General features: G+C 48.1%; 20 protein-coding genes and 1 pseudogene. 8 read left to right on the forward strand and 13 right to left on the reverse strand.

The window, feature by feature from the left end:
- Positions 1 to 199 precede the first annotated feature (199 nt).
- Complete coding sequence (locus C3B52_RS33975; protein WP_103110759.1) at positions 200 to 1,741, reverse strand: hypothetical protein; 1,542 nt, start codon at positions 1,739 to 1,741, stop codon at positions 200 to 202.
- Between the two features lie 143 nt (positions 1,742 to 1,884).
- Between C3B52_RS33975 and C3B52_RS33980 the strand changes: the two genes are divergently transcribed.
- The 4 genes from C3B52_RS33980 to C3B52_RS33995 all read left to right on the forward strand — a co-directional run bounded on the left by C3B52_RS33980 (position 1,885) and on the right by C3B52_RS33995 (position 8,312).
- Complete coding sequence (locus tag C3B52_RS33980) at positions 1,885 to 2,769, forward strand: glycosyltransferase family 2 protein (RefSeq protein ID WP_103110760.1); 885 nt, start codon at positions 1,885 to 1,887, stop codon at positions 2,767 to 2,769.
- A gap of 106 nt (positions 2,770 to 2,875) precedes the next feature.
- Entirely contained in the window at positions 2,876 to 4,081 is a 1,206-nt protein-coding gene (locus tag C3B52_RS33985) for a hypothetical protein (protein WP_103110761.1), read from the forward strand.
- A 150-nt stretch (positions 4,082 to 4,231) separates the two neighbouring features.
- Entirely contained in the window at positions 4,232 to 7,639 is a 3,408-nt protein-coding gene (locus C3B52_RS33990; RefSeq protein ID WP_103110762.1) for a hypothetical protein, read from the forward strand.
- 229 nt (positions 7,640 to 7,868) lie between these two features.
- Positions 7,869 to 8,312: a M67 family metallopeptidase gene (locus C3B52_RS33995; protein WP_268811925.1), complete on the forward strand. Its 444-nt coding sequence runs from the start codon at positions 7,869 to 7,871 to the stop codon at positions 8,310 to 8,312.
- 41 nt (positions 8,313 to 8,353) lie between these two features.
- Here C3B52_RS33995 and C3B52_RS37055 read toward each other — a convergent pair whose 3' ends face one another.
- The 10 genes and pseudogenes from C3B52_RS37055 to C3B52_RS34045 form a co-directional block, all read right to left on the reverse strand.
- Positions 8,354 to 8,524, reverse strand: coding sequence for a hypothetical protein (locus tag C3B52_RS37055; RefSeq protein ID WP_235615951.1), 171 nt, complete (start codon positions 8,522 to 8,524; stop codon positions 8,354 to 8,356).
- A 16-nt stretch (positions 8,525 to 8,540) separates the two neighbouring features.
- Complete coding sequence (locus C3B52_RS34000) at positions 8,541 to 8,837, reverse strand: ferredoxin family protein (RefSeq protein ID WP_103110764.1); 297 nt, start codon at positions 8,835 to 8,837, stop codon at positions 8,541 to 8,543.
- On the reverse strand, positions 8,837 to 10,132 hold the full coding sequence (locus C3B52_RS34005; RefSeq protein WP_103110765.1) for an FAD-dependent oxidoreductase: 1,296 nt from the start codon (positions 10,130 to 10,132) through the stop codon (positions 8,837 to 8,839). The genes C3B52_RS34000 and C3B52_RS34005 overlap by 1 nt, the downstream gene beginning before the upstream one ends.
- The gene (locus tag C3B52_RS34010; protein ID WP_103110766.1) at positions 10,125 to 11,147 is read right to left on the reverse strand and encodes an electron transfer flavoprotein subunit alpha/FixB family protein; all 1,023 of its coding nucleotides are present in this window, start codon (positions 11,145 to 11,147) and stop codon (positions 10,125 to 10,127) included. The genes C3B52_RS34005 and C3B52_RS34010 overlap by 8 nt, the downstream gene beginning before the upstream one ends.
- Positions 11,144 to 11,974 (reverse strand): electron transfer flavoprotein subunit beta/FixA family protein, encoded by an 831-nt coding sequence (locus C3B52_RS34015; protein WP_103110767.1) that lies wholly within the window; start codon positions 11,972 to 11,974, stop codon positions 11,144 to 11,146. Before C3B52_RS34015 ends, C3B52_RS34010 begins: the two co-directional genes overlap by 4 nt.
- A 230-nt stretch (positions 11,975 to 12,204) precedes the next feature.
- The gene (locus C3B52_RS34025) at positions 12,205 to 13,332 is read right to left on the reverse strand and encodes a GerAB/ArcD/ProY family transporter (RefSeq protein ID WP_103110769.1); all 1,128 of its coding nucleotides are present in this window, start codon (positions 13,330 to 13,332) and stop codon (positions 12,205 to 12,207) included.
- Positions 13,333 to 13,347: 15 nt separating this feature from the next.
- A complete protein-coding gene (locus tag C3B52_RS34030; RefSeq protein ID WP_103110770.1) occupies positions 13,348 to 13,581 on the reverse strand; it encodes a hypothetical protein in 234 nt (77 codons plus the stop codon).
- Between the two features lie 7 nt (positions 13,582 to 13,588).
- On the reverse strand, positions 13,589 to 14,785 hold the full coding sequence (locus C3B52_RS34035; protein ID WP_103110771.1) for a Ger(x)C family spore germination protein: 1,197 nt from the start codon (positions 14,783 to 14,785) through the stop codon (positions 13,589 to 13,591).
- 36 nt (positions 14,786 to 14,821) lie between these two features.
- Positions 14,822 to 16,427: pseudogene (locus tag C3B52_RS34040) on the reverse strand (spore germination protein).
- 145 nt (positions 16,428 to 16,572) lie between these two features.
- Complete coding sequence (locus C3B52_RS34045; protein ID WP_103110772.1) at positions 16,573 to 17,130, reverse strand: bifunctional transcriptional activator/DNA repair enzyme AdaA; 558 nt, start codon at positions 17,128 to 17,130, stop codon at positions 16,573 to 16,575.
- 188 nt (positions 17,131 to 17,318) lie between these two features.
- Between C3B52_RS34045 and C3B52_RS34050 the strand changes: the two genes are divergently transcribed.
- On the forward strand, positions 17,319 to 18,578 hold the full coding sequence (locus C3B52_RS34050; RefSeq protein WP_103110773.1) for an MFS transporter: 1,260 nt from the start codon (positions 17,319 to 17,321) through the stop codon (positions 18,576 to 18,578).
- Between the two features lie 69 nt (positions 18,579 to 18,647).
- Here C3B52_RS34050 and C3B52_RS34055 read toward each other — a convergent pair whose 3' ends face one another.
- Entirely contained in the window at positions 18,648 to 20,909 is a 2,262-nt protein-coding gene (locus C3B52_RS34055; RefSeq protein WP_103110774.1) for an immune inhibitor A domain-containing protein, read from the reverse strand.
- Between the two features lie 429 nt (positions 20,910 to 21,338).
- Here C3B52_RS34055 and C3B52_RS34060 point away from each other — a divergent pair, with 429 nt between their 5' ends.
- A complete protein-coding gene (locus tag C3B52_RS34060) occupies positions 21,339 to 22,097 on the forward strand; it encodes a TrmB family transcriptional regulator (RefSeq protein ID WP_103110775.1) in 759 nt (252 codons plus the stop codon).
- A gap of 127 nt (positions 22,098 to 22,224) precedes the next feature.
- Entirely contained in the window at positions 22,225 to 23,412 is a 1,188-nt protein-coding gene (locus tag C3B52_RS34065) for an MFS transporter (RefSeq protein ID WP_103110776.1), read from the forward strand.
- A gap of 58 nt (positions 23,413 to 23,470) precedes the next feature.
- Here C3B52_RS34065 and C3B52_RS34070 read toward each other — a convergent pair whose 3' ends face one another.
- The gene (locus tag C3B52_RS34070) at positions 23,471 to 24,796 is read right to left on the reverse strand and encodes an ATP-binding protein (protein WP_103110778.1); all 1,326 of its coding nucleotides are present in this window, start codon (positions 24,794 to 24,796) and stop codon (positions 23,471 to 23,473) included.
- 211 nt (positions 24,797 to 25,007) lie between these two features.
- Here C3B52_RS34070 and C3B52_RS34075 point away from each other — a divergent pair, with 211 nt between their 5' ends.
- Positions 25,008 to 26,195, forward strand: a complete 1,188-nt coding sequence (locus C3B52_RS34075) for an amidohydrolase (RefSeq protein ID WP_103110777.1) — start codon at positions 25,008 to 25,010, stop codon at positions 26,193 to 26,195.
- Positions 26,196 to 26,324: the final 129 nt, after the last annotated feature.

Raw genomic sequence — 26,324 nt, forward strand, 5'->3', positions numbered from 1 at the left:
GAGGTTTGCCGCCAACTTCCTTCAGATTCCACCTCACGGTGGACACCCTTGTCTTAGGCTAATGGTTACTACTGCCTTCACCATTCGGGACTTTAACCCTAGAGATAACGCCCATGCTGGGCGCACACGTAAAAGCCATCATTTCTATGGAAATGGTGGCTTTTTCTCCGATTCAATAAGTTCCTCACGGATTTACTTGCTAAAACGAAACGGCTATACGGTTATTCGCGGAAAAGTGAACCTCCTGGTTGTTGCAAACCACGACCCCTTCCACGATCACAGCCTTCCCTGCATCCTGCTTCAAAAATGAGATTTGAAAGTTTTGAAAAGACTCGGTGGCTTTGGGAGCAATGCTTACAGGTGCGATCGGAGCAATCCAGTATTCTCCCCGCTCCATCGCCGTAGTAAACCAGTCATCCTCTAAATATCTCCAGCCCTTTAGCCCATTCATTCCTTGTACGGCCATTGTCTCAACCAGCTTCGGTGGCAGGATTTGACCACCCATTTTAATGGAGTCCGCCGGGGTCACCCGCAGACAAACAATCGGGTTGTACAGCTCCTCTGTTCCCGTGTTTTTTACCTGGAGGGTACCAATTAATAAATACGGTTTCTCCTCTGAATCTGAATGAATCAGTGTATAGTCAAAAAACACCTCAGCCTCTACCCTTGTTTCTATTGGGTGTACTAAAACGGGCTGTATGGGCAGTTCGAGCTGTTCGAGCTGTTCGAGCTGTTCAGGTTGTTCGACTGTTTCAACTGTTTCAACTGTTTCAACTGCTTCTGGTACGAACCCCACTACAGGGACAGCCTGGATTGATTCCACCGGATGTGCGTCGTCGTCCTTCGTTTCCACTTCTCCCTCAGGCGCTTGCTCATCCACCAGGTCCAGCTCGTTTTCTTTATCTGCAGGGAGGTCTGCGTCTTCATTCGAAACAGCTTCCTCCGCTATTTCCTCTGCCACCTCTGTTTCCAGCTCGATAAACTGCTCATACTCTTCTCCTACATCTTCTACTCCATGTGCTAAGGGCTGTACCGACTGTTTTTCGAGGTCAGTTTGCTCACTTGCTATCTGTGTGTTTGCCAGTACACTCCCAAAAAACACCCGCAACAGATTTGGTGGCAAATACGCCAGCGGTTGAATTTGCATGCCTTCCTGTAAGTACCCGAGGATACCGGAAGCCAAATAAAAGGCAATCTTTTCACCGTACGCCTTTCGCTTGAAAATTTCCGTATGCTTCGGAATCTGGAGCTGTAAATGAACGATCGCACTAGTCGGCTTAGCCTCTTTCCCACCTTTTACGTGGCATGGAATTCCGGTCTGCTTCAATTCGGCTTGCAGGCACCTGATCAGCTCTCGACGCTTTTCATCTTCTGCCTGGAACAGTACCAGTCTCGGTTTTTCCAGCAGACGCTGCTCCTTTATGCTGAAACGAATGGCAATATCCGTATTTTTCGCAAGAGCAGCATTGTTTTGAGCCAGCACTACCTCCATTCCGTAATCGGAAACAAACTTTTGCACTCGCCCAAGCACATCCCACTCATACGATGTTTCGGTCGTGCTCTTCCCTGTGAAGAGTACGCAAACCTTTCCCTTTAAGCCTGAATCCAGATCGATCCGCTTGTTCTTCGAATCCCACTTCAATTGAAACCCATTTTGCTTGCAAAACAATCGAAAAGCAGGCAGAGCCGCGTACGGCATGGTCCCACCACGCTGCCCGCTGTAATATACCTCCACATCCATCCCGCTCACTCCTTCACGGCACTCACATACTTATATCCGTCAACATTGTATGAATGCCTAGTGTTTTAAGTGAGCAATTTTGCCCTACTACGTTCCACAGAACTGTGCGCAGCATACCATGGCATCAAGAAAGGAGTGGTCATATGTCCGCCGAACAAACGCCATTGGTCTCGATTATCATTCCTGTAAAAAACGAAGGAGACAATGTGCGCTCCACGATAACTTCCCTTTTTAATACACGAACCAATTATTCATATGAAGTGATCGTGGTGGATGATGCATCTACAGATAACTGCTGTTACTTTTTACAACACCAAATGAAAACACCCCAAATCAAGCTGATTACGACCGAGGGAATCGGGGCGGCAGCAGCACGAAATTTGGGTGCCGATCATGCCCGCGGCACCTATCTCGTATTTTGCGATGCCCACCTGACATTCGAAAACTTTTGGATCGACCGGATGCTGGAGCTGATTTTGAGCAAAAAGGCAGATGGAGTAGCGCCTGGGATCGCCTCGATGACAGAGCCACACAAAATAGGGTATGGGCAAAAGCTGGACCAAAAGCTCGGGGTCGTCTGGAATCCAAATCCTCACCGCCCTTCTCCTGTAGCTATTTTGCCAGGGGACTGCTTTATTGTGTCCAAAGAGGTTTTTACCAAAGTTGGCGGGTTTGATCGCGGCTTTCGTGTCTGGGGTTTTGAAGATATCGAATTCTCCATAAAAATGTGGCTGTTCGGTTATACGTGTTTTGTTCAGCCATCTGTTAAAATACTGCATCTGTTCAGACAATCACATCCGTACACTGTCGTCCATGAGCACGTGTATTACAACATGCTGCGCATGGCCTATAGTCATTTTAGCGAGGCTCGGATTGAAGCGAGCAAAAAGCTCATCGTCTATGCTCAAGCCGAAGAAATTGAAGATGAAGTACTCACTTTTGGCGGTGCAACGCAGCGTCTGCGCTATCTTTCGCAAAGGAAGTTTGACGACAACTGGTTCTTCCAGCGGTTTCAAATTCCGTTTTAACGCTACTCCTACCTAAAAATGGGCATTCGTTGACAAGCAAATTTCCCATTGCCCACATAGTATGTAACTGCAAAGCAAATCCCCTAGGAAAGGAAGGATTCTTACGGTGAACCATATCGTGAAGCCCATTATGGGTCGCCAGCTCCCTACACCGACGCCAACCGCAACTCCTCCTATACCGAATAACCTGCAGGAAGAGTGCATTCGCGTCAACAAGGTGTACGACTGGGTTGTTCTCGCTAACAGCTACCGGAACAAGATTGCCATTCCCGACGATTGTCGAGCACTGGTAGACGCAGCTATTCGTGCCGGGCAAGATATCAGCTTTTCCTGCGTAGAGCCTGTTACACCTGCACCTACTTGCAGTGTTGTAGGGATTCGTCGTGAAACCATTGTTGTTGGTGGAACCACTGTTCGCGTAGGTGTCGTTCATTTCGTCTTCAGTGCAACTGTTCAGCTGACTGTATTTGCAGATGGCACGCCTCTCTGCACATTTACAACAACTGTACAGTTTGACCAAGAAGTCGTATTGTGCCTGCCCGAACCACTAGATGAGGACAACATCGTTTGCCGGATTAGCGCTATCGAGTGCAATCCGACTGGAAGCGTCCTGCTTGGTGGAATGGTTCAACTGGATGTCATTGTTTGCGTCGAAATCCAGGTAGAAGCAGAAGTGAAACTGGAAGTGCTTGCTAAATTCTGCTCGCCACGTCCAAACACGATTCCTGTACCTTCGCCGACTCCTTCTTTCCGTTGCCCACCAATCGTATTCCCGCCACAATGCCCACCAATCTTCCCAGTACGCAACTGCGATTGCCAGGCGTCCGTCAACGCGTTGGTACCAAACGTTTCTATTTCCCTCGGCATTCCACTCACAGTCGCAATCGGTACTATCCAGCTCATCGCAGATATCTGCCCAAGCTGCGATCCGTCCAGCAGCTCGTTTACCTTTAACTTCTTTGACAATGTTTTGCCAGATATTCCTGCAGGCGATCAAAGCTTCAGCTTCTCGCCTACTTCGATCAGTTCTCCTACTTGCATTACCGTCCTGCCGGGTCTCGCTATCCTGACAGGTCTGACTGTAACGGGTTCGGGTGTCAGAACGTTCACTTCCTCTGGCGCACAAGACACGTTGACCTACTCACTCACGCTTGCTGAAACAGGTCTCGGCCTTCCAGACATCATCATCCTGACACTCACCGATCAAAGTGGCGTCCTCGTCTTTACTGCTACGATCACAGTCGTACCAGACGAACAATTACTCGTTCGCGATTGCGTCACCTTCGGAGATATCGTTATTACCACCCCTTAATCCGCATATAACAAGCTGCTTTTCAACGGGAGAAGAACCATGGCTTCTCCCGTTTCTCTTTTCCCCGTCCATTTCCGGGATACATGCACCCTTCCCTATCCGTTACATATGACTATTAGGAAAGCCATACCCCATAAGGAGGACAACACTGTGCTAAAGAAAAAGACCTCCAGCACAAGCAAAGGGAAAACGGGAAATGAAAAGCTCCTTTTGCTAAAAAAGCAAGCGTATTACTACGAGGAAAAAGCTACACAATTCAGTATGATGGCCCAAGAGCTGAATGAACAATTGGATGTATATCGAGCAAGAGAACAGACACAAAACGAACTAATAGAAGAGCTTCGCGCCACTGTATCCGAGCTGAAAAGCAAGGAACATCATTGGATGGAAACACTGGACCGTATGCAAGCCGTGATCAGTGAATGGGAGCAAAAGGTTGAGCAGCAAAAAGGCTTGCTGGAACAACGAGAAAAAACCATCGTTACGTACAAAGAGCGTGAGGCCAAATGGAAAGATGCGATCAATGATTTAAAAGAAGAATTGAAAGAAGAAAAAAAGCTGAAAAAGTCCGAAGAAGCGTTGAGTGCAAAGCAGCAAGCCGAGTTTTTGAACCAGCAGGAACAGTTTGAAGCAAGCTTGCGACAAGCGGTAGAACAGCTCGAACGCGAAAGGGAAGACTATCGCAAACGGCTCCACGAATCAGAACAAAGTCTCCGGCAAAAGGATTCGGTCATCTCCAGCTACCAAGCGCAGGAATCAGCCTGGATCACCGACCTCGAATCGCTCCGTCATCAACTGAGCGAATACGCACAAAAAGAAACACATTGGAATGATACCTATACAGAGCTACAGCAGCACCTGGAATCCATCCCTTCTGTCGAAGAATATTGGAGCAAGCTGTTGCAGGATACGACCCAACGTCTAGAGGACGCAAAGCAAAAAGAATCCGTCTTGATCCAGCTCGTGACTGATCAGGAAGGAATCATTGCCGAATTACAGGAAGCACACGAAGCCAGCAAAAATAAAGATCTTCTAATAGAAGAATTGCAACAAAAGCTCGGGGAAACTGATACACAATTGACTGAGGTGTACCATCAGCTAAATGCTGCACAACAAAAAGAGGCTCTCTATATCCAGGAGCGAAGCGAGCTAGCTGAAGCCAATGAAAAGCTTGAGCTTGCTCAAAATGATTGGCATCAAACTCTCCTCGCTCGCGACCAAGAGCTAGAAAACATTCGAAATACTGAAAGAAGTCTCACCATTCAATTAGATGAGGCAAACCAAAAGCTTGAGCTTGCGAGGCATGACTGGGACCAAACTCTACAAAATAATCAACAAGAGCTTGAAAACGTGCGTACCGCAGAGCAAAGCCTTGCGACGCAGCTAGCTGAAACAACGAGACTGTTTGAGCTCGCTCAGAAGGAATGGAATGAAACCATGCAAGCTCGTGACCAGGAGCTGGATCACCTGCGCACAACTGAGCTATGCCTGACAGAGCAGCTTGTCAAAACACGTATATCCGAGCAAAGCCTCCTGGCTCAGCTAGCCGAGGCTATTGAGAAGCTCGAGCTTGCGAGGCACGACTGGGACGCTGATCTCCGTATCCGTGATCAAGAGCTGGAGAATCTGCGTGCTCTGGAAGAAAGCCTGACTACCCAGCTTGCCGAAGCCAATGAGAAGCTTGAACTCGCTCAGCAAATTTGGGACGCTGAACTCCAGATTCGTAATCAAGAGCTGCAGGATTTAAAGGGCCTGGTACAAAGCCTGACTGATCAGTTAGCCGAGGCTAACGAGCAGCTTGTACTGGCGCAACGGGATTGGGACGCTACCCTTCATACTCGCGACCAAGAACTGGATGATCTGAGCGACTTGGTACAAAGCCTCACAGCAAAGCTGACCGAAGCGAACGAGAAGCTCTCGCTTGCTCAGGAGGATTGGGACACTGCGCTTCATACCCGTGACCAAGAACTAGATGACCTTCGCGATTTGGTACAAAGCCTGACCGCACAGCTGGCCGAGGCTAACGGGAAGCTTGTGCTTGCCCAGGAGGATTGGGAGACTTCTATCCAAGCCTATAATCAAGAACTAGAAGACATTCGCAACGCCGAGCAAACTCTGACTGAGCAGCTCGCCGAAGCGAATGAGAAATTCGAACTGGCTCAGCAGGAGTGGAACGCCGCTCTCGAAGCTCGAGACCAAGAACTTGAGGTCGTTCGAAACTCCGAAAAAACTCTGACTGAGCAGCTCGCCGAAGCCAATGAAAAATTGGAAGTTGCTCAGCAAGAGTGGGAAGTTGCTCTCCAAGCCCATAATCAAGAGCTAGAAGATGCTCGCGCCCTCGAGAAAACTTTGATTGAACAACTCGCCGAAGCCAACGAGAAATTCGAACTTGCTCAACAGGAATGGGACGCTACCCTCGATGCTCGTGACCGAGAGCTGGAGGGCGTTCGCAACTCCGAGCAAGCTCTGACCGAACAGCTTGCCGAAGCCAACGAGAAATTCGAACTTGCTCAGCAGGAATGGGACGCTACCCTCGATGCTCGTGACCGAGAGCTGGAGGTCGTTCGCAACTCTGAACAAACTATGACCGAACAGCTTGCTGAAGCCAACGAGAAATTCGAACTCGCTCAGCAGGAATGGGACGCTACCCTCGATGCTCGTGACCGAGAGCTGGAGGGCGTTCGCAACTCTGAACAAACTCTGACCGAACAGCTTGCTGAAGCCTACGAGAAATTCGAACTCGCTCAGCAGGAATGGGACGCTACCCTGGATGCTCGTGACCAAGAACTGGAGGTCGCTCGCAACTCTGAACAAAATCTGACCGAACAGCTTGCCGAAGCCAACGAGACTTTCGAACTTGCTCAGCAAGATTGGAACGCCGCTCTCGAAGCTCGGGACCAACAGCTAGAAGACGTTCGCTCTTCGGTACAAACTCTTACTGAACAGCTCGCCGAAGCCAAAGAGAAATTCGCGCTCGCCCAGCAGGAATGGACCGCCGCTCTCGAAGCTCGGGACCAACAGCTAGAAGCCATTCGCAACTCCGAGCAAACTCTGACTGAGCAGCTAGCCGAAGCCAACCAGAGAGCAGAAACAATCCAGGGACAATTATCTGGTGCGAACCAGAGGGTAACCGAGCTCGAGCAACAGCTCAAAAAGCTCGAACATGATACCCACGCAAATGAACAGGAAGAAAAATGGAATCGATTGCTAGACCAAGCCAACAAACAAAGCGAGTTATACCAGCGGCAGCTAAAAGACAAGGAAAAAGAACTTCAGCAAGTATCCGATCAGGAGCTAGTCTTGAAAAAGACGGTTGCTGGACTCAAGAGTATGGTGAAGGACCTTCAGGAAAGGGAGGAGACTTACAGACAAGCTATTAAAAGCTACACTCAAAAGGAAGCACGCACAAATAAAACTCTCAGCCAATTCGCTGCTCCTCCACAATCAACGGGAAATGGACCTGCTGCCTCCCCAATCAAAATGTCGCCATCCCCTCAAACTCCCTATCAGATGCCACCCTATACACAAAACGGGAACACATTCAACCCATTCAAATGACAGGGGTAATGTGCAAATGCCGTTCCCCCAAACAGGAATGCTGAATACAACATAATACAGTTAAGAAAGGGGTGGAAAATCATGACACCAGAGCAACTCCGTGCGCTTTACAATCAGCGCCAACAACGTCCTGTTAGACCAATACAGCGCCCAATGGGCATGCCAGCTTCACCTTTGCCAAAATCCGGTCAAGTGCACAACGTCAAACCGCTAAATCAACCTAAAACGAGTGGAGGCTGCTGCGGCAGGCGCTGGCAGGGCTAATTTTCAAGAAAGACCGTTTGCAATAGCCCGCCCTATATGGGAGGAAATGGTTAGACATTGCAACGAGGAAAAACCGAACGAAGCATGCGGATTACTTTCAGGAAGAAATGGGAGAGCAGAAACCATCTGGCGAATGGAAAATACGGAAAAGAGTCCGGACGCTTTTGCCATGGATACGCGACAAATTCAAAAGGTACTGCAAAAAATATCCTTAAAAGGCGAGGCATTGGTGGGTATTTATCACTCTCATCCTACTGCACCGCCCATTCCATCTACAGCGGATATTGCCTATGCGTATTATCCAGAAGCAGCCTATCTAATCCTATCTCTTTCCTCAAACCAGCCTGAGCTTTGCTGCTATCGTATTTTGGGAAAGCAGGCATTCGTGCTTCCCTTTCAGCTCATATAGGTACGCTCGTCATATAAGCCAAACCAAAAAACAGCGGGAGCTCATTCCCGCTGTTTTGTCTTTTCCATCGTTTCAAGACGCAGCCATTCTCTTTCTTCCCAGCTAACAAAGTCATCCTCCCACTTGATGTGGTATTTCTCTCCCTCTAATCCGATCACGATCCCCCTGGCCCCATCCTTTACGTACACGACCATATCCCCAATCTGTATCACATCGCATCGCGTCCCTTTATCCGAGTCTAAAGATGATGCCATGACCGCCTTTTGGGTATTCCCATTTAATATTCTCGTATGGACACCCGATGCGACAGCTCCCACACTCGTGACAGCCCTCGTACCCAACATGCATCCTGACCTCTTCCCATTTGTACACTTCGGCTGGGCAAAAGATGGTGCATAGCTTATCCGGGCATTGCGATGCACAAACATCAGCACTTAACACATGCAGATGTGACTGTGTATCTGCTTTGAAGCGTACAAGATACTGCTTCTCTTCAATCGACTGCCCCTTTGGTAGTTCCTGCATCACTTCATCACCCTCCACGCATTCATTAGATCGCGTGCCATTTTCCATTTGTCTTTGGCAGAACCGAGGTCATTCCAGATTTTTTTCTGCTTGCTCCACTTAGAGGTTCCATCAATCGTAAACATCTGGCTGGCTGCCTTGTTCATCATAGGGATATACTTCTCGAAATAGTGTGGGTATTTTTCGAAGTGATGAGTAGCGTCCTTATATTTTTTCAAATCCTGCCCGACGAAGCTATCCAAAAGCTTCACCCGATACGAATCGAGCATTTTTTCTGAGTAGTCCTCTGCCTCTCTCGCCTGCATAATCGTTTCGGCAGCGAGTACACCAGATGCCATCGCCATGTTTGAGCCTTCCCGATGAATAGCGTTAACAAGCTGTGCAGCATCTCCGATGACAATAACCCCGTTGCCTACAACCTTTGGCATGGAACGGTATCCACCCTCGGGTATGAGGTGAGCCAAATACTCCTGCTGCTCACATCCTTGAATATAAGGGCGGATCATCGGGTGATTCTTGACATAATCCAACAGCTCATAAGGCTTGAGCTTGTTTTTGATCAATCCTGACAGCATCGTCCCGACGCCGATATTCAAACTGTCCTTGTTCGTATACAGCCAGGCCGTACCTAATATGCCCTTTGTCGAATCACCGAATATCTCAATCGTACAACCGTGATCGCCTTCCAGATTAAAGCGGTCCTCAATAATTTTCCGGTCGAGCTTGAGTACTTCCATGACGGCAAGCGCAACCTCGTCAGGCCGAAACTCCTTGTGAAAGCCAAGCGATTTAGCCAATAGAGAATTGACCCCATCTGCCAAAACGACAACATCGGCATAGACATCTCCATCAGGACGGTCGGTTCGAATCCCGACTACTTTTCCATTTTCCTGTATGCATTCCAATGCTACCGTCTCGTTGAGCAACAGGGCACCTTGCTGGACAGCTTTATCCGCAAACCATTGGTCAAACTTCGCGCGCAGGACGGTAAAGTTGTTATACGGCTCCTGTGCCCACTCCATTCCCTTGTAGCTAAAATTAAGCGCTGACTCCTTATCGAGCATCATGAAGCGCTGCTCGACGATCGGACGTTCTACGGGGGCCTCCTTATAAAAGCCTGGAATGATATCCTCCAATGTCTTACGGTACAAGACACCGCCCATTACGTTTTTGGAGCCAGGATACTCTCCCCTTTCCATCAACAGGACGTTCACTCCTGCTTTTGCCAACGTATATGCACAGGCTGTACCGGCCGGACCTGCTCCGACTACGATTACGTCAAATTTTTCAGCCATATGAAACCTCCTTGTCCGGCTCCTCTTGGAATGCTTCCATCAACAACGGAATGATTTCAAAGGCATCCCCGACAATCCCATAGTGGCATGATTGGAAAATGAGTGCGTCCGGGTCCTTATTAATGGCGATAATCAATCCGGAATTTCGCATGCCGACCAAATGCTGAATCGCACCGGATATACCAATGGCGAAGTAAATTTTCGGCGTGACCGTCACCCCTGTCTGTCCTACCTGATGCTCATGATCAATCCATCCGGCTTCCACGGCGTCTCTGCTCGCCCCTACCGTCGCTCCGATCTTTACAGCAAAACGGTGAATCAACGCAAAGCCTTCCTTGCTTCCCAGTCCTTTGCCGCCTGCTACGATTACATCTGCTTCATCAAGCCGCACCTTTTCCTTTGTCTCACGAACGATTTTCAGTACCTTTGTACGAACGTCTTCTTCATTCAGGCTTATATGCTCGTCGATGATTTCTCCCGTTCGCGTCTCGTCCGGCTCAAGCGCTTTCATGACTTTTGGGCGTACTGTCGCCATCTGGGGCCGATGCTTTTTGCATAAAATCGTCGCCATAATATTTCCGCCAAAAGCAGGACGGCTCGCTTCGAGAAGCCCCGTCTCAGCATTGACATCGAGCATCGTCGTATCTGCCGTCAACCCCGTCTCCAAATCGGTCGCTACAGCACTCGCCAAGTCTTTTCCAGTGGATGTTGCCCCGTACAAAATGATTTCAGGCTTATGCTTCCTGGCGCACTCGATCACAGCACGCATATACGATTCCGTCCGATAATCACTGAATATCCGGTTATCGTACACATAAACCTGATCGGCTCCGTACGGAAAAAGAGTTTCGGCAAGTGGGCGAATGCCTTCTCCAATCATGAGACCAGCAAGCGGAACTCCCCGCTTATCTGCCATCTGCCGCCCTGCTCCCAACAGCTCCAGAGAGACAGGCGCGATTGTACCATCACGCACTTCTACATACACCCATATGCCCCTATACTCATCCAGATTCATACTTGCCCCTCCTTAACCCGAAACAATCCCCTTTTTTCTCGCAAAATGTCCATCAGGTTTGCCACCTGTTCGCTGGTAGATCCCTGTAGCATCTCGCCGCCCTTTGGCTTTTCCGGTGGCCATACCTTTGCCACGATCGTAGGCGAGCCTTTTAATCCGAGCAGGGTACGATCAATATCTCCCAAATCGTTAACAGACCAGACAATCGGATTATACCGGGCTGCGCGCAGCATATTCGGCAGTGGCGAGTAAGGGACCTCATTTATTTCTTTTTCAACAGAAAACAGGCAGGGCAAGGATGACTGGATAACCTCATAGCCATCCTCCAGCTTGCGATGAACGATTGCGTAGCCTTGCTCTTTATTGACTTCCACTACCTTCTTCACACTGGTCAACGGTGGAATGTCTAATCGTCTGGCAATACCCGGCCCTACCTGCCCGGTATCCCCGTCAATCGTCATCTTTCCACAGATGACCAGATCCACTGGTTGTGTTTCTGCGATCTTCTTGATTGCCATGGTGATTGCGTAGCTGGTAGCTAACGTGTCGGCTCCTGCAAACGCCCGATCCGTGACCAGATATCCTTCGTCCGCTCCGATCTCCACGCATTTTCTGATTGCCTTTACAGCAGGTGGAGGTCCCATTGTAACAACAGAGACGATGCCCCCATACCGCTGCTTGAGACGGACAGCCTCCTCGACAGCATGAGCATCGTATGGATTGAGGATTGCAGGTGCGCTCGCTCGGTCCATCGTGTTGGTTTTCGGATTCATTTTGATGATCTTGGTGTCTGGCACTTGTTTAATACAAGCAACTATGTGCAGCATGAATCATCCCCCTCTGCTGCCGGGCGCGTGCTTAAGGAATTTTAAGATCCTGCTGGAAAAAGGTTGTCTCTCTTTCGCGCAATCTTCAGGCAGCTTGTCGTTCATTGTTATAACGTATTGCATTTTCGGGAGGGTTAGACCAGTAAACAGGGACGTTCACGTCATACAGCAACAAAAAAATCCCTGCCTCCACAGGGATTAAAACTGTTTTTGCCTCGGCATAGATTTGCTCACTCTCTCGTTTCGAGTCCTTGGCTTTGTGCTTCATTCCCTTTCCTTCTGAATGCATTTACTCCGAGCAGCAGCATAGGAAGAAGCAGCCCATAGGTCGCTGCGTACGTAATCCACTCATGCTTATTGTACTCTTCCGAATGGACGATGTTGGGGTGGACGATCAGTGACAGGATAATCATGAGAATTCCTAGTGGAAGTACAAGAAAACGATAGTCTTTCAGATTCAGCGTCTGGGCTAGTCCTATGACAGAAGCATAGAAATAACAGGACACCCTGAAGAAAATCGTAATGAACCACATACCTGCCATCACAATCTCAATCCGCTGCAAAAAGTTTCCCACATTGATTTTCTTTGCTAGCGCATAGCTGGGATACATTTGCCTCGCCGTCGTTTCCGCACCTAGGACAAGTATCGCGAGTGCGATGATGATGATTAACACAACTCCGCCAATAAATGCGCCAGATAGAAAAGCTTTTCGGGCTTCCTTCAAGCGATCTACAGATGCTGGAAAAATCATGAGCAAAGCAACAGGAGAGAATGAAAAAACGCTGGTAAAAAAAATAACTGCCTTGAACAAAACGTTCATATCGGTTTCCAGTACTGGTTGTATATTTTCCCACTTGATCTGCGGTGAAACAAAAATCGCCAATATCAAAAAGAGGACAAAAAACAATGGAAATAACATTTCCGCTGAGCGTGCAATTGTCTCAATCCCTAGACGAACGCCCATGAGAACCACGCAAGCAAAAATAATGTTGATCGATTGGATCGGCGTCTCCGGCATGATCTGGGTCGTTAAAAAATTGCCTACAAAAAAGAGAAGTTCTGCGGCGGTAACTAGATTGAAGAAGACAAAGGTGATAGAGATGGTTTTCCCGATCCATTTTCCGAGGACGAGTTCATTCATTTCAACTAGGCTCTTCGCTGGAAAAAGACTGCCAAGTGCACAGTACAATCCGGTTATCAAGAGCCCTAGTCCAACACCAAGCACAGCCGCAAGCCATGCGTCTTGCTTTGCCAGACCAGCAAGTCCAGCTGGAATAATCAAGATGGGGGTACCGATCGAAAAAAGAGTTACTAGCATGCCGAATTGTCGAACACTGATTTTCGTCTCTGTAACCATGTCTCTACCCCACCTTTACTTCAATGCGTTATCCAACATCTCACTAGCCGGCCTGTATAATTGAATAATCCAATCGAGTGGATTCGGAACCTTCACATGCAGGCTGTGCGCGATACTGATCCCCACACCAAGCACGAGAAGAAACGAAAAAATCCATATCTCCTTCCTTTGGCCGTTTTTTAAAAGGGAAGGGACCTCGATCATTACGACAAGCGCTGCCACGACCAGTAATCCCAAGACTGCCACCATAGCACTCTTACTCCTTTATTTTATTGAGAAAGGAATCGCTGATTGTCCCGAGCCTTCTGATTTTGACGTCAACGTTGATTTTGACAGCTAGATCAGGGAATATTTTATTCCAATCCTTCTTGGCCTTTTTCCAATATTTCGGATCGCTCCGATGAATGGATTGACCAAATCCAAAGACATCGCTTTGCAGTTGCTTCGCCTTGCTCACCGCACGCTCAGCGTTGTTTTTCATGACCTGCTCCACTCTTTTCTCCAAGTCATAGATGGATTTTGTTTTTGTAAGATCCACCTCACATTCAACATCTGCTACATTCGCCTCCGTATGAACAGAAACCTCAACTTCCGGTTTTTCTCCCGATACCTTCCCTTTTACTTTTGTCTCGGAACGAATAATCTCGACACCCATTTTTCCACCCTTTGGACATGCAATTTCTATGACACTACTGTTCAATCTGTCCGTTAAATCGCTAAACCCTTTGCTTTCGTCCTCGTTCAACCAACCAATCAGCTTATCTTTTCGGAAAACAGCAATGCCCTCGTACTGGAGATTGGAGGGAGGGTCAATTGCTTCGATGTTCTGCCTCCCTTTGCTCGCTTGCCGATCGCCCTGAATACGTATCCCAGTCATCACCGCCTGCTTGCCCTCGCTCACGAGATCGGTGAGGAGTTCATCTAATTGGATAGATACCGTTGGTGCCCATGCCTTTTCGGATACCTCCAAAGAAGTATACAATTTGGTTGCCGGAATTTTTTCCAGAGGAGTTAATACGCTCAAAACATCTTTGGCGCTTGATCCCTTTGACACCACCATATAAAAATCGGTGCGAATTTCATGATCTCGTGAAAATAGGTCCAGGATTTTTCCAATTCCATCTCTGGCTACCTCTTCACTGATCACGAAGATCCGAAGATGTGAAAAATATAGTTTGCGGGGAGTTACTGTGGTCATTCTGCGGATCGCCTCAAACACCGTGTCCCCTTTCGCGTGATACATCGTGACAGGAGCACGGCCACTGGTCGCTTTTTGAGCCGCTACCTCCCCAGGATCAGCGACCTGTACGGACAAATGAACTTTGTTATCGATTTTGTCAACGCCAATGGCCGTAACAATGGCTAGATCGTTTAATTCCCGGCGGCTCCAGCAGCCTGTCGTAAGCAACAAAAGAGCTAGAAATACGAGAAACAGGACCGCCGGTCGTCTCACAGTTCATCCTCCTTTTCAGTCTTTCATGTTCCTCTTTTATGTTCTTGGCTTTGGCTTTTGGCTAGGACCATTTTTTGCTCGCCTTACGTTGTTCTGATTGATCAGGCGAGGACGCGAAAACATCGCCCATTGAGGCAATCTGAATATCGCATCCTTCTGGTCTTTCAGGATTAGCGGTGCAAACGGACTCATGTAAGGTACTCCAAACGTACGTAAACTGCACATGTGAAGGATCAGGGCGATAATCCCGACGATAATTCCAAACACCCCAAAGGTTGCAGCGAGAATGATGAAGGGAAAACGTAGCATTCGAATGGTATTTGCCAGACTGTACGACGGGAAAACGAAGCTCGCGATCGCGGTCGTCGATACGACAATGACCATTGCGGCTGAAATGATCCCTGCATTGACAGCCGCTTGACCGATAACAAGTGTGCCGACGATGGATACCGCAGGTCCGATCGTTCGCGGCATGCGGAGTCCTGCCTCCCTCAGAATTTCAAAGGCCACCTCCATCATGATCGCTTCGACGAAGGCCGGGAAGGGAATCCCTTCGCGTTGAGCCGCTAAGCTGACTAGAAGCTGCGTGGGCAGCATTTCCTGATGAAACGTCGTAATGGCTACATACATCGACGGGCTGAACAACGCAATTAAAAAACCGACGTAACGCAGAATGCGTATCAGGCTGCTGACATCCGCACGATGATAATAATATCTCTGCTGCATGCAAAAAAGACACAAACAATGCCGGAACAACAAGTACAAATGGCGTTCCGTCCACGAGGATCGCCACTTTTCCCTCCAACAGCTCTGCCGCGATTACGTCCGGGCGCTCTGTATTATAGATGGTTGGGAACGGCGAGTAATTATCGTCTTGAATGAGTTCTTCGATATAACCACTTTCCAAAATACCATCGATATCGATTCGGTCGAGACGCGAGCGAACCTCTTCAACCACTTTTTCATTGACAATGCCTTTGATGTACATAACGGCTACATCTGTTTTGGTTACTCGTCCAATTTGTCTCGTTTCCAGCCACAAATTCGGATCTTTAATTTTTCGACGGATCAAAGAGGTATTGGTACGTAGTGTTTCTGAAAATGCCTCGCGAGGACCACGAATCACAGATTCCGCAGAAGGCTCTCCTACCCCGCGATCTTTCCAGCCCTGTGTATTGACGGCGATTCCTTCTGTGTGACCGTCTAGCAAAATAATCGTCTCACCGGACAAAAGGGAGTGATACAAGTCTTCAAAGCTGTGAATCTCCTTGACATCACCTATCGTCAAGACATATTCCTTCAAAATGTGGACCACGTCATGTGTGGAGGTAATTAACTGCTCAACCTCCGTGATCCGGCTATTCAGGATCACCGACTCCATGATAAAATCCGTGATCACATTTTTATCTACCAATCCGTCTGTGTACAAAATCCCCATCACATTTTCGCCAGTTTTTCCTACACGGACTTCTCGGAAAATAATGTCGGTACTGTTGCCGAGATCACTTTTGATCTTTTGAATATTTTCTTTAAGACCTGATAGCAGCGGTGTCTCCTCAGTCTTAGTCTTTGTTGTAGCCGCTGCAGGCCTTCTGCTAATTTTTGCAGACGCAGACCGTTTCCAAAAGTCCTTAAATTTCATGACGAGCTCCCTCTGGTAAGCAATGCCAATCTAGTAATTTAGTATGCTCATAAGGCGAGGGGTTTTAGACAACATCCTAGTCGCCCCAAAATAAAAACAGGTAGGGAGTTTTACTCTCCACTACCTGTTACAGATTTTTCCAACATTATTTGATTTCTCTCATTTCCCGACTTCGATATTGTGTCGGCGTTTGCCCTGTCAGCTTGTGGAACACTTGCGCAAAATAAGCACTAGTCCGAAAGCCTACCTGCATCGCTATATCCGTCACACTGCTCGTCGTTTCGGTCAATAACTCTTTTGCCGCGTCCACCCGTTTCTGACTTAAATATTGAGTAGGGGAGCACAGCTTCAGGCGTGTGAACGAGCGCTGCAAATAATACGGACTCACAAACAAGCGTGATGCGATTTCTTGTAACGTAAGCGGCTCTTGATAGCATTTGTCGATCAATTGCTCTACCCGATTCGCCAGCTCTTCATCCGCCGGTCGCCAATGCTGCAGGTGAGGCTGACATCGCTTGCACGGACGCAGACCGATGCTCTCTGGCTCCGCCGTATTAGCAAAGATGCGTATATTTTCCTTTTTTGGCACTCTCGATTTGCAGGACGGACGGCAAAAGATGCCCGTAGTCAGCACACCGTACCAAAATTGCCCATCGTACGCATTGTCGCACGATACGATTGCTTGCCAGTATTCTTCGTTCATTTGCCATCCTTCCTCTCGCTTTTTTCTTTACTCAGTATAACGTACGTTCCCTCTTATTCGTAAGCTCCCCGGAATGAAAGAGCAACATTTTCGCATAAATGGGAGAGCAAGATCGAGAAAGACGTTGCCCCCTCCATCTCCTATGCTAAAACGTGTCAACGATTTAACTTAGCGGGGAGGACAAGATTATGCTTCAGAAAAATGATAGTAGACGACACCTCAAGGATTTCCGCACTTTTTGGCTCAGCCACACAGCTACACAATTTGGCACGCAGGTAGCGTTGTTGGGGCTACCTCTCGTTGCGTCACTCTCTCTTGCTGCTACCCCGCTCCAGATGGGCGTGCTTGGGGCTCTCGAATATGCTCCATTCCTTATCATCGGATTGTTCGCTGGCGTCTGGGTGGACAGATCTCGGAGACGTCCCGTTTTATTTCTCTCTAATATGGGGCGGGCTCTGCTTTTGGCGCTGATCCCTATCCTCTCCGTTATCGGTGTTTTACGCATGGAGTGGCTTTATACCATCGCTTTTCTGACCGGAGTCTGTACCGTATTTTTTGATATCGCCTACCAATCTTATCTCCCCACATTGGTCAGTAAAGAACAGCTCGTCGGGACAAACAGCATGCTGGAGGGAAGCCGCTCTGCCGCGCAAATGACTGGACCTGGACTATCAGGAGCACTCATCCAACTGATCACTGCACCTATGGCGATGCTAGTGACATCCCTTTCCTTTTTTCTTTCAGCCCTGTCCCTTAGCTTCATCAAAAAAGAAGAGGCTCTGCCTGTGCGTCCTGACACACCGCGCAGTCTTTGGCAGGATATCCGCGAAGGATTGCATCTCTCCTTCTCGGAACCATTGCTTTTCGGTGTCATACGATGCTCAGCAATCTTCAATTTCTCCTGGAATGTCATGTTCAGTGTGTACGTCCTGTATGCCATCACCACGCTTCATATTTCATCGGGTTGGCTAGGACTCGTTTATGGAGGGATGGGAGTCGGATTTTTCTTGGGTGCATTGCTCGTGCATAAAGCAATCCGGACTTTCGGAATGGGGCCTGTCATCGTCGGTTCGGCCATGATCGCTTCATGCGGGGGACCTTTTGCTCCGTTGGCTATGGGGAGTGGAAACTCTGCCGTATTTCTTTTGATGCTGGGGCAGTTTTTCTTTGGACTTGGCATGTCTATGTGGAGCATTAGTACCCTCAGTCTGCGCCAAGCGATCGTACCTGATCAGCTGCAGGGACGGGTCAATGCTACTGTGCGTTTTGTTGCTTGGGGAGCTTATCCACTGGGTTCGCTTGCTGGCGGTATCATTGGCGATAGGTACGGAATGCAGATCGCCTTGTTTGCTGGCGCTGCTGGCTTGATGATCGCTGCTCTCACATTATTCTTTACACCCTTTTTAAAAAGTAAGGAAAGAACAATAGATGAGCTTCATCGAGGATAACGGCAAATCAGAACAAAAAATAGGAGAAGGCGCCAATCAACTGTATGTCGACTGGCGCCTTTTGCCGTTTTATTTTTTAACGGAGAGCTCTACTGTTGCCTCTGTAAACTTTTTATCCACTTTTTTCAGCTTGATCTGCAGGCCGATCTTTTGCAGGATTTTGCCAACTTCCGGAACTTCTGGCATCGTATAGTCATCCTTGTCATTAAACTCAGTAATGCCTTTTAACGGCTTATACTTCATCGTGCCGAAAATGTAATCGAGATCCATTCCAGACGTTTTGTTCGGGCTGAATGCAGCATCGTTTACTTGATAACGCGCGTCGGCGATCAAATCCTTGTTGTCCTCGTCATTGTTCCAGTATCGCACCTCCTGATGAGCATCTACAACTCCGAGCATGCCATAGCCTGGATGCTGGCTAGTGTTATTGTCCTGCGTTTTGCCATAACGACCGTCATAATACCAGATCACCAAACCCGGATCGTAGGTGAAGAACGTGTCGTTGCGGCGGAAGTATTTCAGTCCAGCGTCAACACCCTCATGCGAACGCAGCTCTACGAGATAGTAGGCGTCGTACATTTTACCTTCTCCATCAAAGTGATGAAAGCCATCCAGCTCAAACTTGGGATCGCCTTCTGCATCATCGCTGAAGATTACCTCCCCGTCTCCTTCTACCTCAAAGTTGTCCAGATAGAATCCAGCCATTGCCAATCCACCGTCTGTTACATAATTAAACTCGATTTGGATCTTTTTCCCTGCAAAATCGTCCAGGCTGATTTCTTCCTTGTCCCAGCCTTTGGTTTCATCGTCGTACTCTTCGATTTTCGTGCTAGTGCCTGCGTCCACATCAATCACGTTGACGTACAAATAGTCGTAGCCCGTTTCAATCGATCTCCAGGAATCAAAGCTCATGGAAGCAGAGCTGACACCAGTCAAATCGATTACTTCCGAAACCATTTTTGTGTTCAGGTTATCTCCCTCATCAGAAAAGTACGAGTATTCACCGTCTTTTGGCTGAACGGGCGGCTGTTTCTCAACCTGCGGCATATTCACCTTGATGACTTTCCCCTCTTGTTCTATACTGCTGCCGTCTACAAGCTCTAACGTTTTTTTCTTTTTCTTCAGATCTTCATGATTCACGACCTGTGGTTCAATCCAATTGCCGCCGTACATTTGCTTGAGCATCATTTTAGACCATGGGTCAAATCCTGTCGGCTGTGTTTGAAAGATTTTCCCTGTGTGGCTGCCGGAAGACATCAGAGACCATGCTCCTACTGGTGAATCATGACCAGCATTCGTAGTGTCATACAAGTCCGGCAGCCCTAGATTATGTCCGTATTCGTGAGCAAAAACGCCAGGTGCGCCATCCTCGGGCTGGATCATGTAGTCATACGCCACCAGATCCGTTCCCGGAATTTCTACGGGTTTTCTCAGTGTCCAGCGATGGGACCAAATCGCGTCAGCATCTTCTCCTGTTTCTTCCCCAATTCCAGCGTGAACGAGCATGAGGTTGTCCAGCATGCCATCCGGCTCCATCAGATCGCCATCACCGTCCAGATCATACGGGTCGCGCTGATCGTAATCTTCCTCATGTCCAGCAATTGCTTCGCCCACAGCCTCCAGCGTCTCTTCTACCAGATCGCGAGGCGCGGCGTCATCACCGGTGTCATTGTTGCTACCGTAGTGTTTATAATCTTTCTCTGCTGTTTGCCACGGAGTTACAACCCCGTCCACGGTCCATGTATTGCCGGATTGCTCATAGTAATACTTTGCCATCGTTGTCATCTCGGTGCCTTCTGGTGTTTTATAGCCTGTTTGGTTAAACAGCATTTCTTTATAATGATTTTCGTCAAAATCCTTCGTCCACAACGAGTCACTCATCTTGGGCAACTGGTTATGCTCTCGATCCGGGAATTCGACTAACGCGATGACAATATTGTCCGTATGTACCTGCGTGGATGCCCGAGCTGCTTTGGCATCATCATCCAGCTTTGCGATCTTGTTCGAGGCTTTGGAGAGAGCTGCCGTTTGCGATTTGCGTGCTTTTTTCCCGAACGATGTAGAGTCATCGATGCCATGTGGTACTTTTTTATCTTTTAAGAAATCCTGGACAGCCTCGTCTACTTCTTCCTGGTCGGCATTCTCATCAATAATTCCTTGCTCAACCAGCGCATTCACCAGACGATCCACATTGATGGTGGATAAGTCCACATGCAAGGACTCTTTCTCTTCCTTCGATTTTGCCAGCCCTGCTGCCGGATGTGCCACAAAGGTACCGAGTACTAACGTGGAGGAAAATAGGATGGATAAAAGCTTCTTGCTTTTCTTCACTGCGGTTCACCCTTTTTTGTAGTGAGATTTGCCGAATCGTTATGCGCACTAACGTTCCGACTATTCGTAATTATCACACGATGATTTATCATTACCAAATTTATTTATTCGACAAAAAATCTCTTCCTAGAGAGCATCATTTTTTCAATAAGCTTCTCGAACTAATTCGACAGGGACTTACTAAAATGAGCAATTATCGTAGAAAAACTCTCCGCGATCCGCCAGTGTACCAGCATCAACACCACACTCAACGCTAATAGCCCTAGATGGACTTGTCGAATCGTTACGAACGTTCGGGAATGATCCGGTCCTGAGAACTAGTACGGAATAGCTCCAATTGCCTCTCTCCGTTGTCCCATCTGTTGCAAAAACCACACATTACGGGTACCATCAAGAAAACATGACCGTGTATGGCTTGGAGGATTTTTTATGCTACAATCGTTCGGTTTTTCCCTCTATGAGAGTAAGGTGTATGAAGCATTGGCTTCGAGCAGTGAACCTTTGGATGCTGCCATGGTAGTCAAGCATTCTGGTGTTCCCAAAGCCAAAATCTACGAAGTGCTGAGTCGTCTAGTCGAAAAAGGAATGGTTCTCGATACGATTTCAGAGAAGAAGAAACGCTACACTGCTCTTCCGCTGGCCAGTCTCGTTGAAAAGCTGACGCAGCAGTTTCAGTCAGATGTCAAACAGCTCACCTCCTCGCTCGCCCAAAGAACTGTGCGGGATGATCGCGTGTGGAGCCTGAAGGTAGCGGATTCAATCCGAGCAGAGTGCAAGCAGTTGATTCAAAGCGCGACGCGTTCAATACGCATTTCCGCTTGGGAAGATGATTTTCAAGAGTTTGTACCGCTGCTTGAAGAAAAAGAACGCAATGGAGTGGAAATAGAAGCGTTGATCATCGGGCAAAATCATACACGGCTGTCGCACGTACACTCCTTTGTCCCAGCGAAGGAGCACGAAGGCTTAGAGCGGTATCAACTGATCGTGATTGATCAGGAGGAGCTGATTTTTGCTGGTGAAGAGCAAAGCGGCTGGCAAGCGATTAAAACACGGGCGCAACCGTTTGTGAAGTTTTTTGCGGATTCTTTTTACCATGACGTTGCGCTTACCCGGATCACGCAGAAGCATTTTGATTTACTGTTTGAAGATGACGAAATCCGCAGCATGCTGATTCGTCTGCGTTATTAACCCTTTTTCGGCTCTGGCTATTTACGCCAGGGCCTTTTTTACGCATCCAGCATCATTTTCTAGTTGCACAATTTCAAAAAGGTTACTATCATGGTAGTAACCTTTTTGAAAGAGAGGAGCTTCTGTTTTGAACCCACGTGTTTTCATTCTGGCGATTGCTACCTTTGTCGTTGGAACGGTGGAGCTGATTATCGGCGGTACGCTCGACTTGATCGCCCAAGATTTGCAAGTTTCTATCAGCTCAGCCGGACAACTGATTACGATTTTTTCACTCGCCTTTTCCATCTCGGCTCCGTTACTTCTGCACGTCACGAGACGAATAGAGCGCAAGCCGTTGTACTTGTATGCCCTGGCCATTTTTTTCCTCAGCAATGTGCTTGCGGCCTTAAGTCCTACTTATACCGTACTGATGGTGGCACGTATTTTGTCAGCGGCAAGCAGCGCGCTTCTCGTCGTCTTGTCCATTTCGATCGCAGCAAGCATTGTCGATCCGGCATACCGAGGACGGGCAATTGGAATCATTTTTATGGGGATCAGTGGATCACTCGTGCTAGGTGTCCCTGTAGGTCTAGCCTTGGGTAATGCTTTTGGCTGGCGAGCACCGTTTTGGTTGATTGCTGCCCTCAGCATTTTATCGATGCTGTTTCTGATCTATTTTTTGCCAAAAGTAAAGACACCAGAGCCTGTACCCTTGCGTGAGCAATTCGCTATCTTGAAAAATGGGAAAATCATCAGTGCTCTGCTCGTTTCTTTGTTCATGCTGACCGGTCATTTAACGCTGTACGCATACTTCACCCCGTATTTGAAAACAACCATGGGCGTCGACGCTAGTATGCTCAGCCTCATCTATTTTGTCTTTGGCCTTGCAGCTGTCGCTGGAGGCGGAGCCGGAGGTTGGTTCTCCGATAAATGGGGAGCAAAAAAGGCTATTCTTTGGATCGTTCCGCTTTTTGCTCTCGTGATGAGCGTATTGCCTTTCTTTACGAGCTCACTCCCTGTTTTTCTTGTCATCATGGTGATCTGGAGTGCGCTGAGCTGGGCGATCTCACCTGCACAACAAAACTATTTGATTTACTCTTCACCCGCTGCGCCTGACCTTCCACTGGGACTTAATACATCTGCCCTGCATCTTGGCATTGCCTTTGGCTCCATGGCAGGAGGAATGGTCGTAGAGCAAGCCTCTGTCACCTATACACCGTGGGTAGGAGCTTTGTTTGTTCTTGTTTCCTTTGGGTGCGCTATATTTTCCATCACTCGTCCGCTCAAGCATGAGGCGGCACAAGCTAAGCAGTCTCTGTCAGACCAAACCGCCTAGCCTGTTGGAAAGTCATCCCAACAAAAAAAAGCCGTTCGCAGACGGCTTTTTTTGTTCGTTACTTCACAGGCAATTGAACAGTAAATCGGGTCACCCCCTGATTCGACTTCATTTCAATCGTACCCTTGTGCTTATGTACCACGTCTTTTACGATGTACAATCCAGTGCCTCGCTGTGTATTGTCCTCTGATTTCTTAGTCGAGTACCCATTCATGAAGAGCTGCTCCCTTTGCTCAGGTAAAATCTCCTGACCGGTGTTCTCCACTTCAAACACATACATCTTCTTTTCCTTGCGACAAGCAATGCTGATTCGTTTTTCGCCACTCGATAAAGCTGCTGCATCAATGGCGTTGTCTATCAGGTTAGAAAGGATTTTAATTAAATCAATCGAAGGAATCTGTTCAAATAGATCTGGACATTCTGCAAACTGCATCACAATTTTACGAGACTTGGCCTGCTCCCACTTGGTATGGAACAAGACCATCAATGCAGGGTTCCCAATCCGCACCGTCAAGTCCAGCAGCTTGGTCTCTTTCATAAGCGATTGGACATAATCACGGGCTTTATCAAAATAACCACATTCAATCAGCCCGTACAGCACTTGCATATGATTGACAAAGTCGTGACGAATAGACCGCATCGAGGTAATCACCGAACGCAGCTCATCTTGGTACGTCTCCTCCGTTTCACCAATTGCTTTTTTGAGCTCTCGGCGATACCAGCATTGCCATCCCAAAATCACCAAAACAAGAACAATTACAAACAGTCCCTGGAAAACAAAGATTGGAATACTTCGGCGAACGACTTCACTGCCGATCCCATCCACCTGCTCCATATCCGTATCCACGGCGATGATGCCGATTACTTTGCCGTTGTGGTCATATAGCGGTGCACCTGCCGACATGTAAACCCCATATAGCGGGTCATGGATAATCTCCGAATAGTATGATTGTCCATTCTTAATCTGGGTGATCTGCTCCGGATAAACATGACATGGATCGCCAATTTCCGAACCCACGCTGGTCTCAGGAGGAAAGGCCCCGACCATGACTGTTGCCCCCTGATTATCCTCGTTCATTTGCAGCGTATATAAATGTAGAACGCCCAATTGCTCTCGCATCTCTTCTAGCTGTTGCTTGATTTGCCCATACGCTTTATTTTCTTGTACGGGATTAGCGAGAAAAGCCTGGTAAGCAGCGACGTCCAATGTTTTGGCAACAGAAGTAGCTGCCTTCATGCTCTGGCCCGCAACCGAAAGGCGGACTGCTTGAATCGTATTGTAATAAGACGCTGCTATGCTAATACAGGTCATGATGAAAAAAAGAATTCCTGATATCAACAGGATGATCAGGACCCTTGGATTTTTATAATGAATTGTAGCCATGTTCTCTCCAACAACTTCTGACGTTTTTCGACACAATACCGTTCCTTCCATTCTAGTCGAATACCTTTGCTTATGTCTACTTCCCTTCCTGCTACCACTCTTGCCAGACATAAATCAGAAAAACATAGATTGAAATATCATTTGGAATATTTCTATAATGAATGAGAGTGTTACTATCCAATATTTTTCCAAGTGAGAAGGAGTGGGTTCCATGCAAGAAAAACTGTTTGCCAGACTGCAGGAGATTTATCCCGAGCTGGTTCAATTCAGACGTGACCTGCACATGTACCCTGAGCTTTCCTTTAAAGAGGAAAACACAGCGAAAAAAGTAGCTGACAAGCTGACCTCGCTAGGTATCGAGGTGCGCACAGGTGTAGGTGGCATGGGTGTAGTTGGCCTTCTCAAGGGTGGCAAGCCAGGTAAAACGGTTGCGCTGCGTGCTGACTTCGATGCTTTGCCAATCCAGGATGAAAAAGACGTTGAATACAAATCACGCATCCCAGGTGTGATGCATGCATGCGGACACGATATTCATACAGCAGGCTTACTCGGGGTTGCGCAAGTATTGAGTGAATTCAGAGACGAGCTTCCAGGAAACGTCGTCTTCCTGCACCAGTTTGCAGAGGAGCTGCCACCAGGCGGAGCCAAAGCTATGGTCGAAGATGGCTGCCTCGATGGTGTTGATGTTGTATACGGTTCTCACGTTGCTTCTGATTTCGCTGTTGGCAAGGTCGGTATTGCCAGTGGCTATGTGACTGCTGCTGCAGACAGCTTTGAGATCATCCTTTACGGAAAAGGCGGACATGGTGCGTATCCTCATACTGCCATCGACCCGATCGTTCTCGGCAGCCAGGTCGTTATGAACCTGCAGCAAATTGCCAGCCGTCAGGTTGATCCGCTGAAACAAGTGGTTGTATCTGTATGCTCATTCGTTGGTGGCGGGGAAGCGTATAACGTCATTCCTGACCAAGTCAAGCTAAAAGGAACTGTTCGTACCTATGACGAAGAAGTGCGTACTGCTGTAGAACAATCGCTGAAGCGTATCGTAGAAGCTACCTGCCAGGCAGTTGGTGCGAGCAGCGAGGTAACCTACGAGCGTGGTTATCCAGCTACATGGAATAATCCAGAAGAAACAGCACATCTGGAAGCTGAGGTTCTGCGCGTGTTTGGTGAAGAAGGACTTCTGCGCATGCCTCCTGGAATGGGCGGCGAGGATTTTGCCTACTACGCACAGGAGCGTCCCGCAACGTTCTTTATGGTAGGTGGACGCAATCCAGATATCAAGGCTACCTATCCGCACCATCATCCAAAGTTCGATGTGGATGAGCGCTCTATGATTCAGACCGGACAAGTATTTATCGCAGCCTTGCTCGCATACCAAGCGCGTCACCAAGGCTAATAAATCGAGTAGGAGGGGGTGACTAACCCCCGACCTCTCACACCACCGTACGTACCGTTCGGTATACGGCGGTTCATCTAAGTTTGACGTAAAAGAAAATACCTATCCTTAAGACTCTTAAGACCTTCG

Source organism: Brevibacillus reuszeri (genome assembly GCF_002897295.1).
GTDB lineage: Bacteria > Bacillota > Bacilli > Brevibacillales > Brevibacillaceae > Brevibacillus > Brevibacillus reuszeri_A.

Excerpts from the sequence above, each read along its gene's own strand:
- C3B52_RS34070 (WP_103110778.1), bottom strand. The coding sequence starts at position 24,796 with ATGGCTACAATTCATTATAAAAATCCAAGGGTCCTGATCATCCTGTTG.
- C3B52_RS34060 (WP_103110775.1), top strand. The coding sequence starts at position 21,339 with ATGCTACAATCGTTCGGTTTTTCCCTCTATGAGAGTAAGGTGTATGAA.
- C3B52_RS34015 (WP_103110767.1), bottom strand. The coding sequence starts at position 11,974 with ATGCTGCACATAGTTGCTTGTATTAAACAAGTGCCAGACACCAAGATC.
- C3B52_RS33980 (WP_103110760.1), top strand. The coding sequence starts at position 1,885 with ATGTCCGCCGAACAAACGCCATTGGTCTCGATTATCATTCCTGTAAAA.
- C3B52_RS34045 (WP_103110772.1), bottom strand. The coding sequence starts at position 17,130 with ATGAACGAAGAATACTGGCAAGCAATCGTATCGTGCGACAATGCGTAC.
- C3B52_RS34010 (WP_103110766.1), bottom strand. The coding sequence starts at position 11,147 with ATGAATCTGGATGAGTATAGGGGCATATGGGTGTATGTAGAAGTGCGT.
- C3B52_RS34050 (WP_103110773.1), top strand. The coding sequence starts at position 17,319 with ATGCTTCAGAAAAATGATAGTAGACGACACCTCAAGGATTTCCGCACT.
- C3B52_RS34025 (WP_103110769.1), bottom strand. The coding sequence starts at position 13,332 with ATGGTTACAGAGACGAAAATCAGTGTTCGACAATTCGGCATGCTAGTA.
- C3B52_RS34005 (WP_103110765.1), bottom strand. The coding sequence starts at position 10,132 with ATGGCTGAAAAATTTGACGTAATCGTAGTCGGAGCAGGTCCGGCCGGT.
- C3B52_RS34000 (WP_103110764.1), bottom strand. The coding sequence starts at position 8,837 with ATGCAGGAACTACCAAAGGGGCAGTCGATTGAAGAGAAGCAGTATCTT.
- C3B52_RS34075 (WP_103110777.1), top strand. The coding sequence starts at position 25,008 with ATGCAAGAAAAACTGTTTGCCAGACTGCAGGAGATTTATCCCGAGCTG.
- C3B52_RS33975 (WP_103110759.1), bottom strand. The coding sequence starts at position 1,741 with ATGGATGTGGAGGTATATTACAGCGGGCAGCGTGGTGGGACCATGCCG.
- C3B52_RS34030 (WP_103110770.1), bottom strand. The coding sequence starts at position 13,581 with ATGGTGGCAGTCTTGGGATTACTGGTCGTGGCAGCGCTTGTCGTAATG.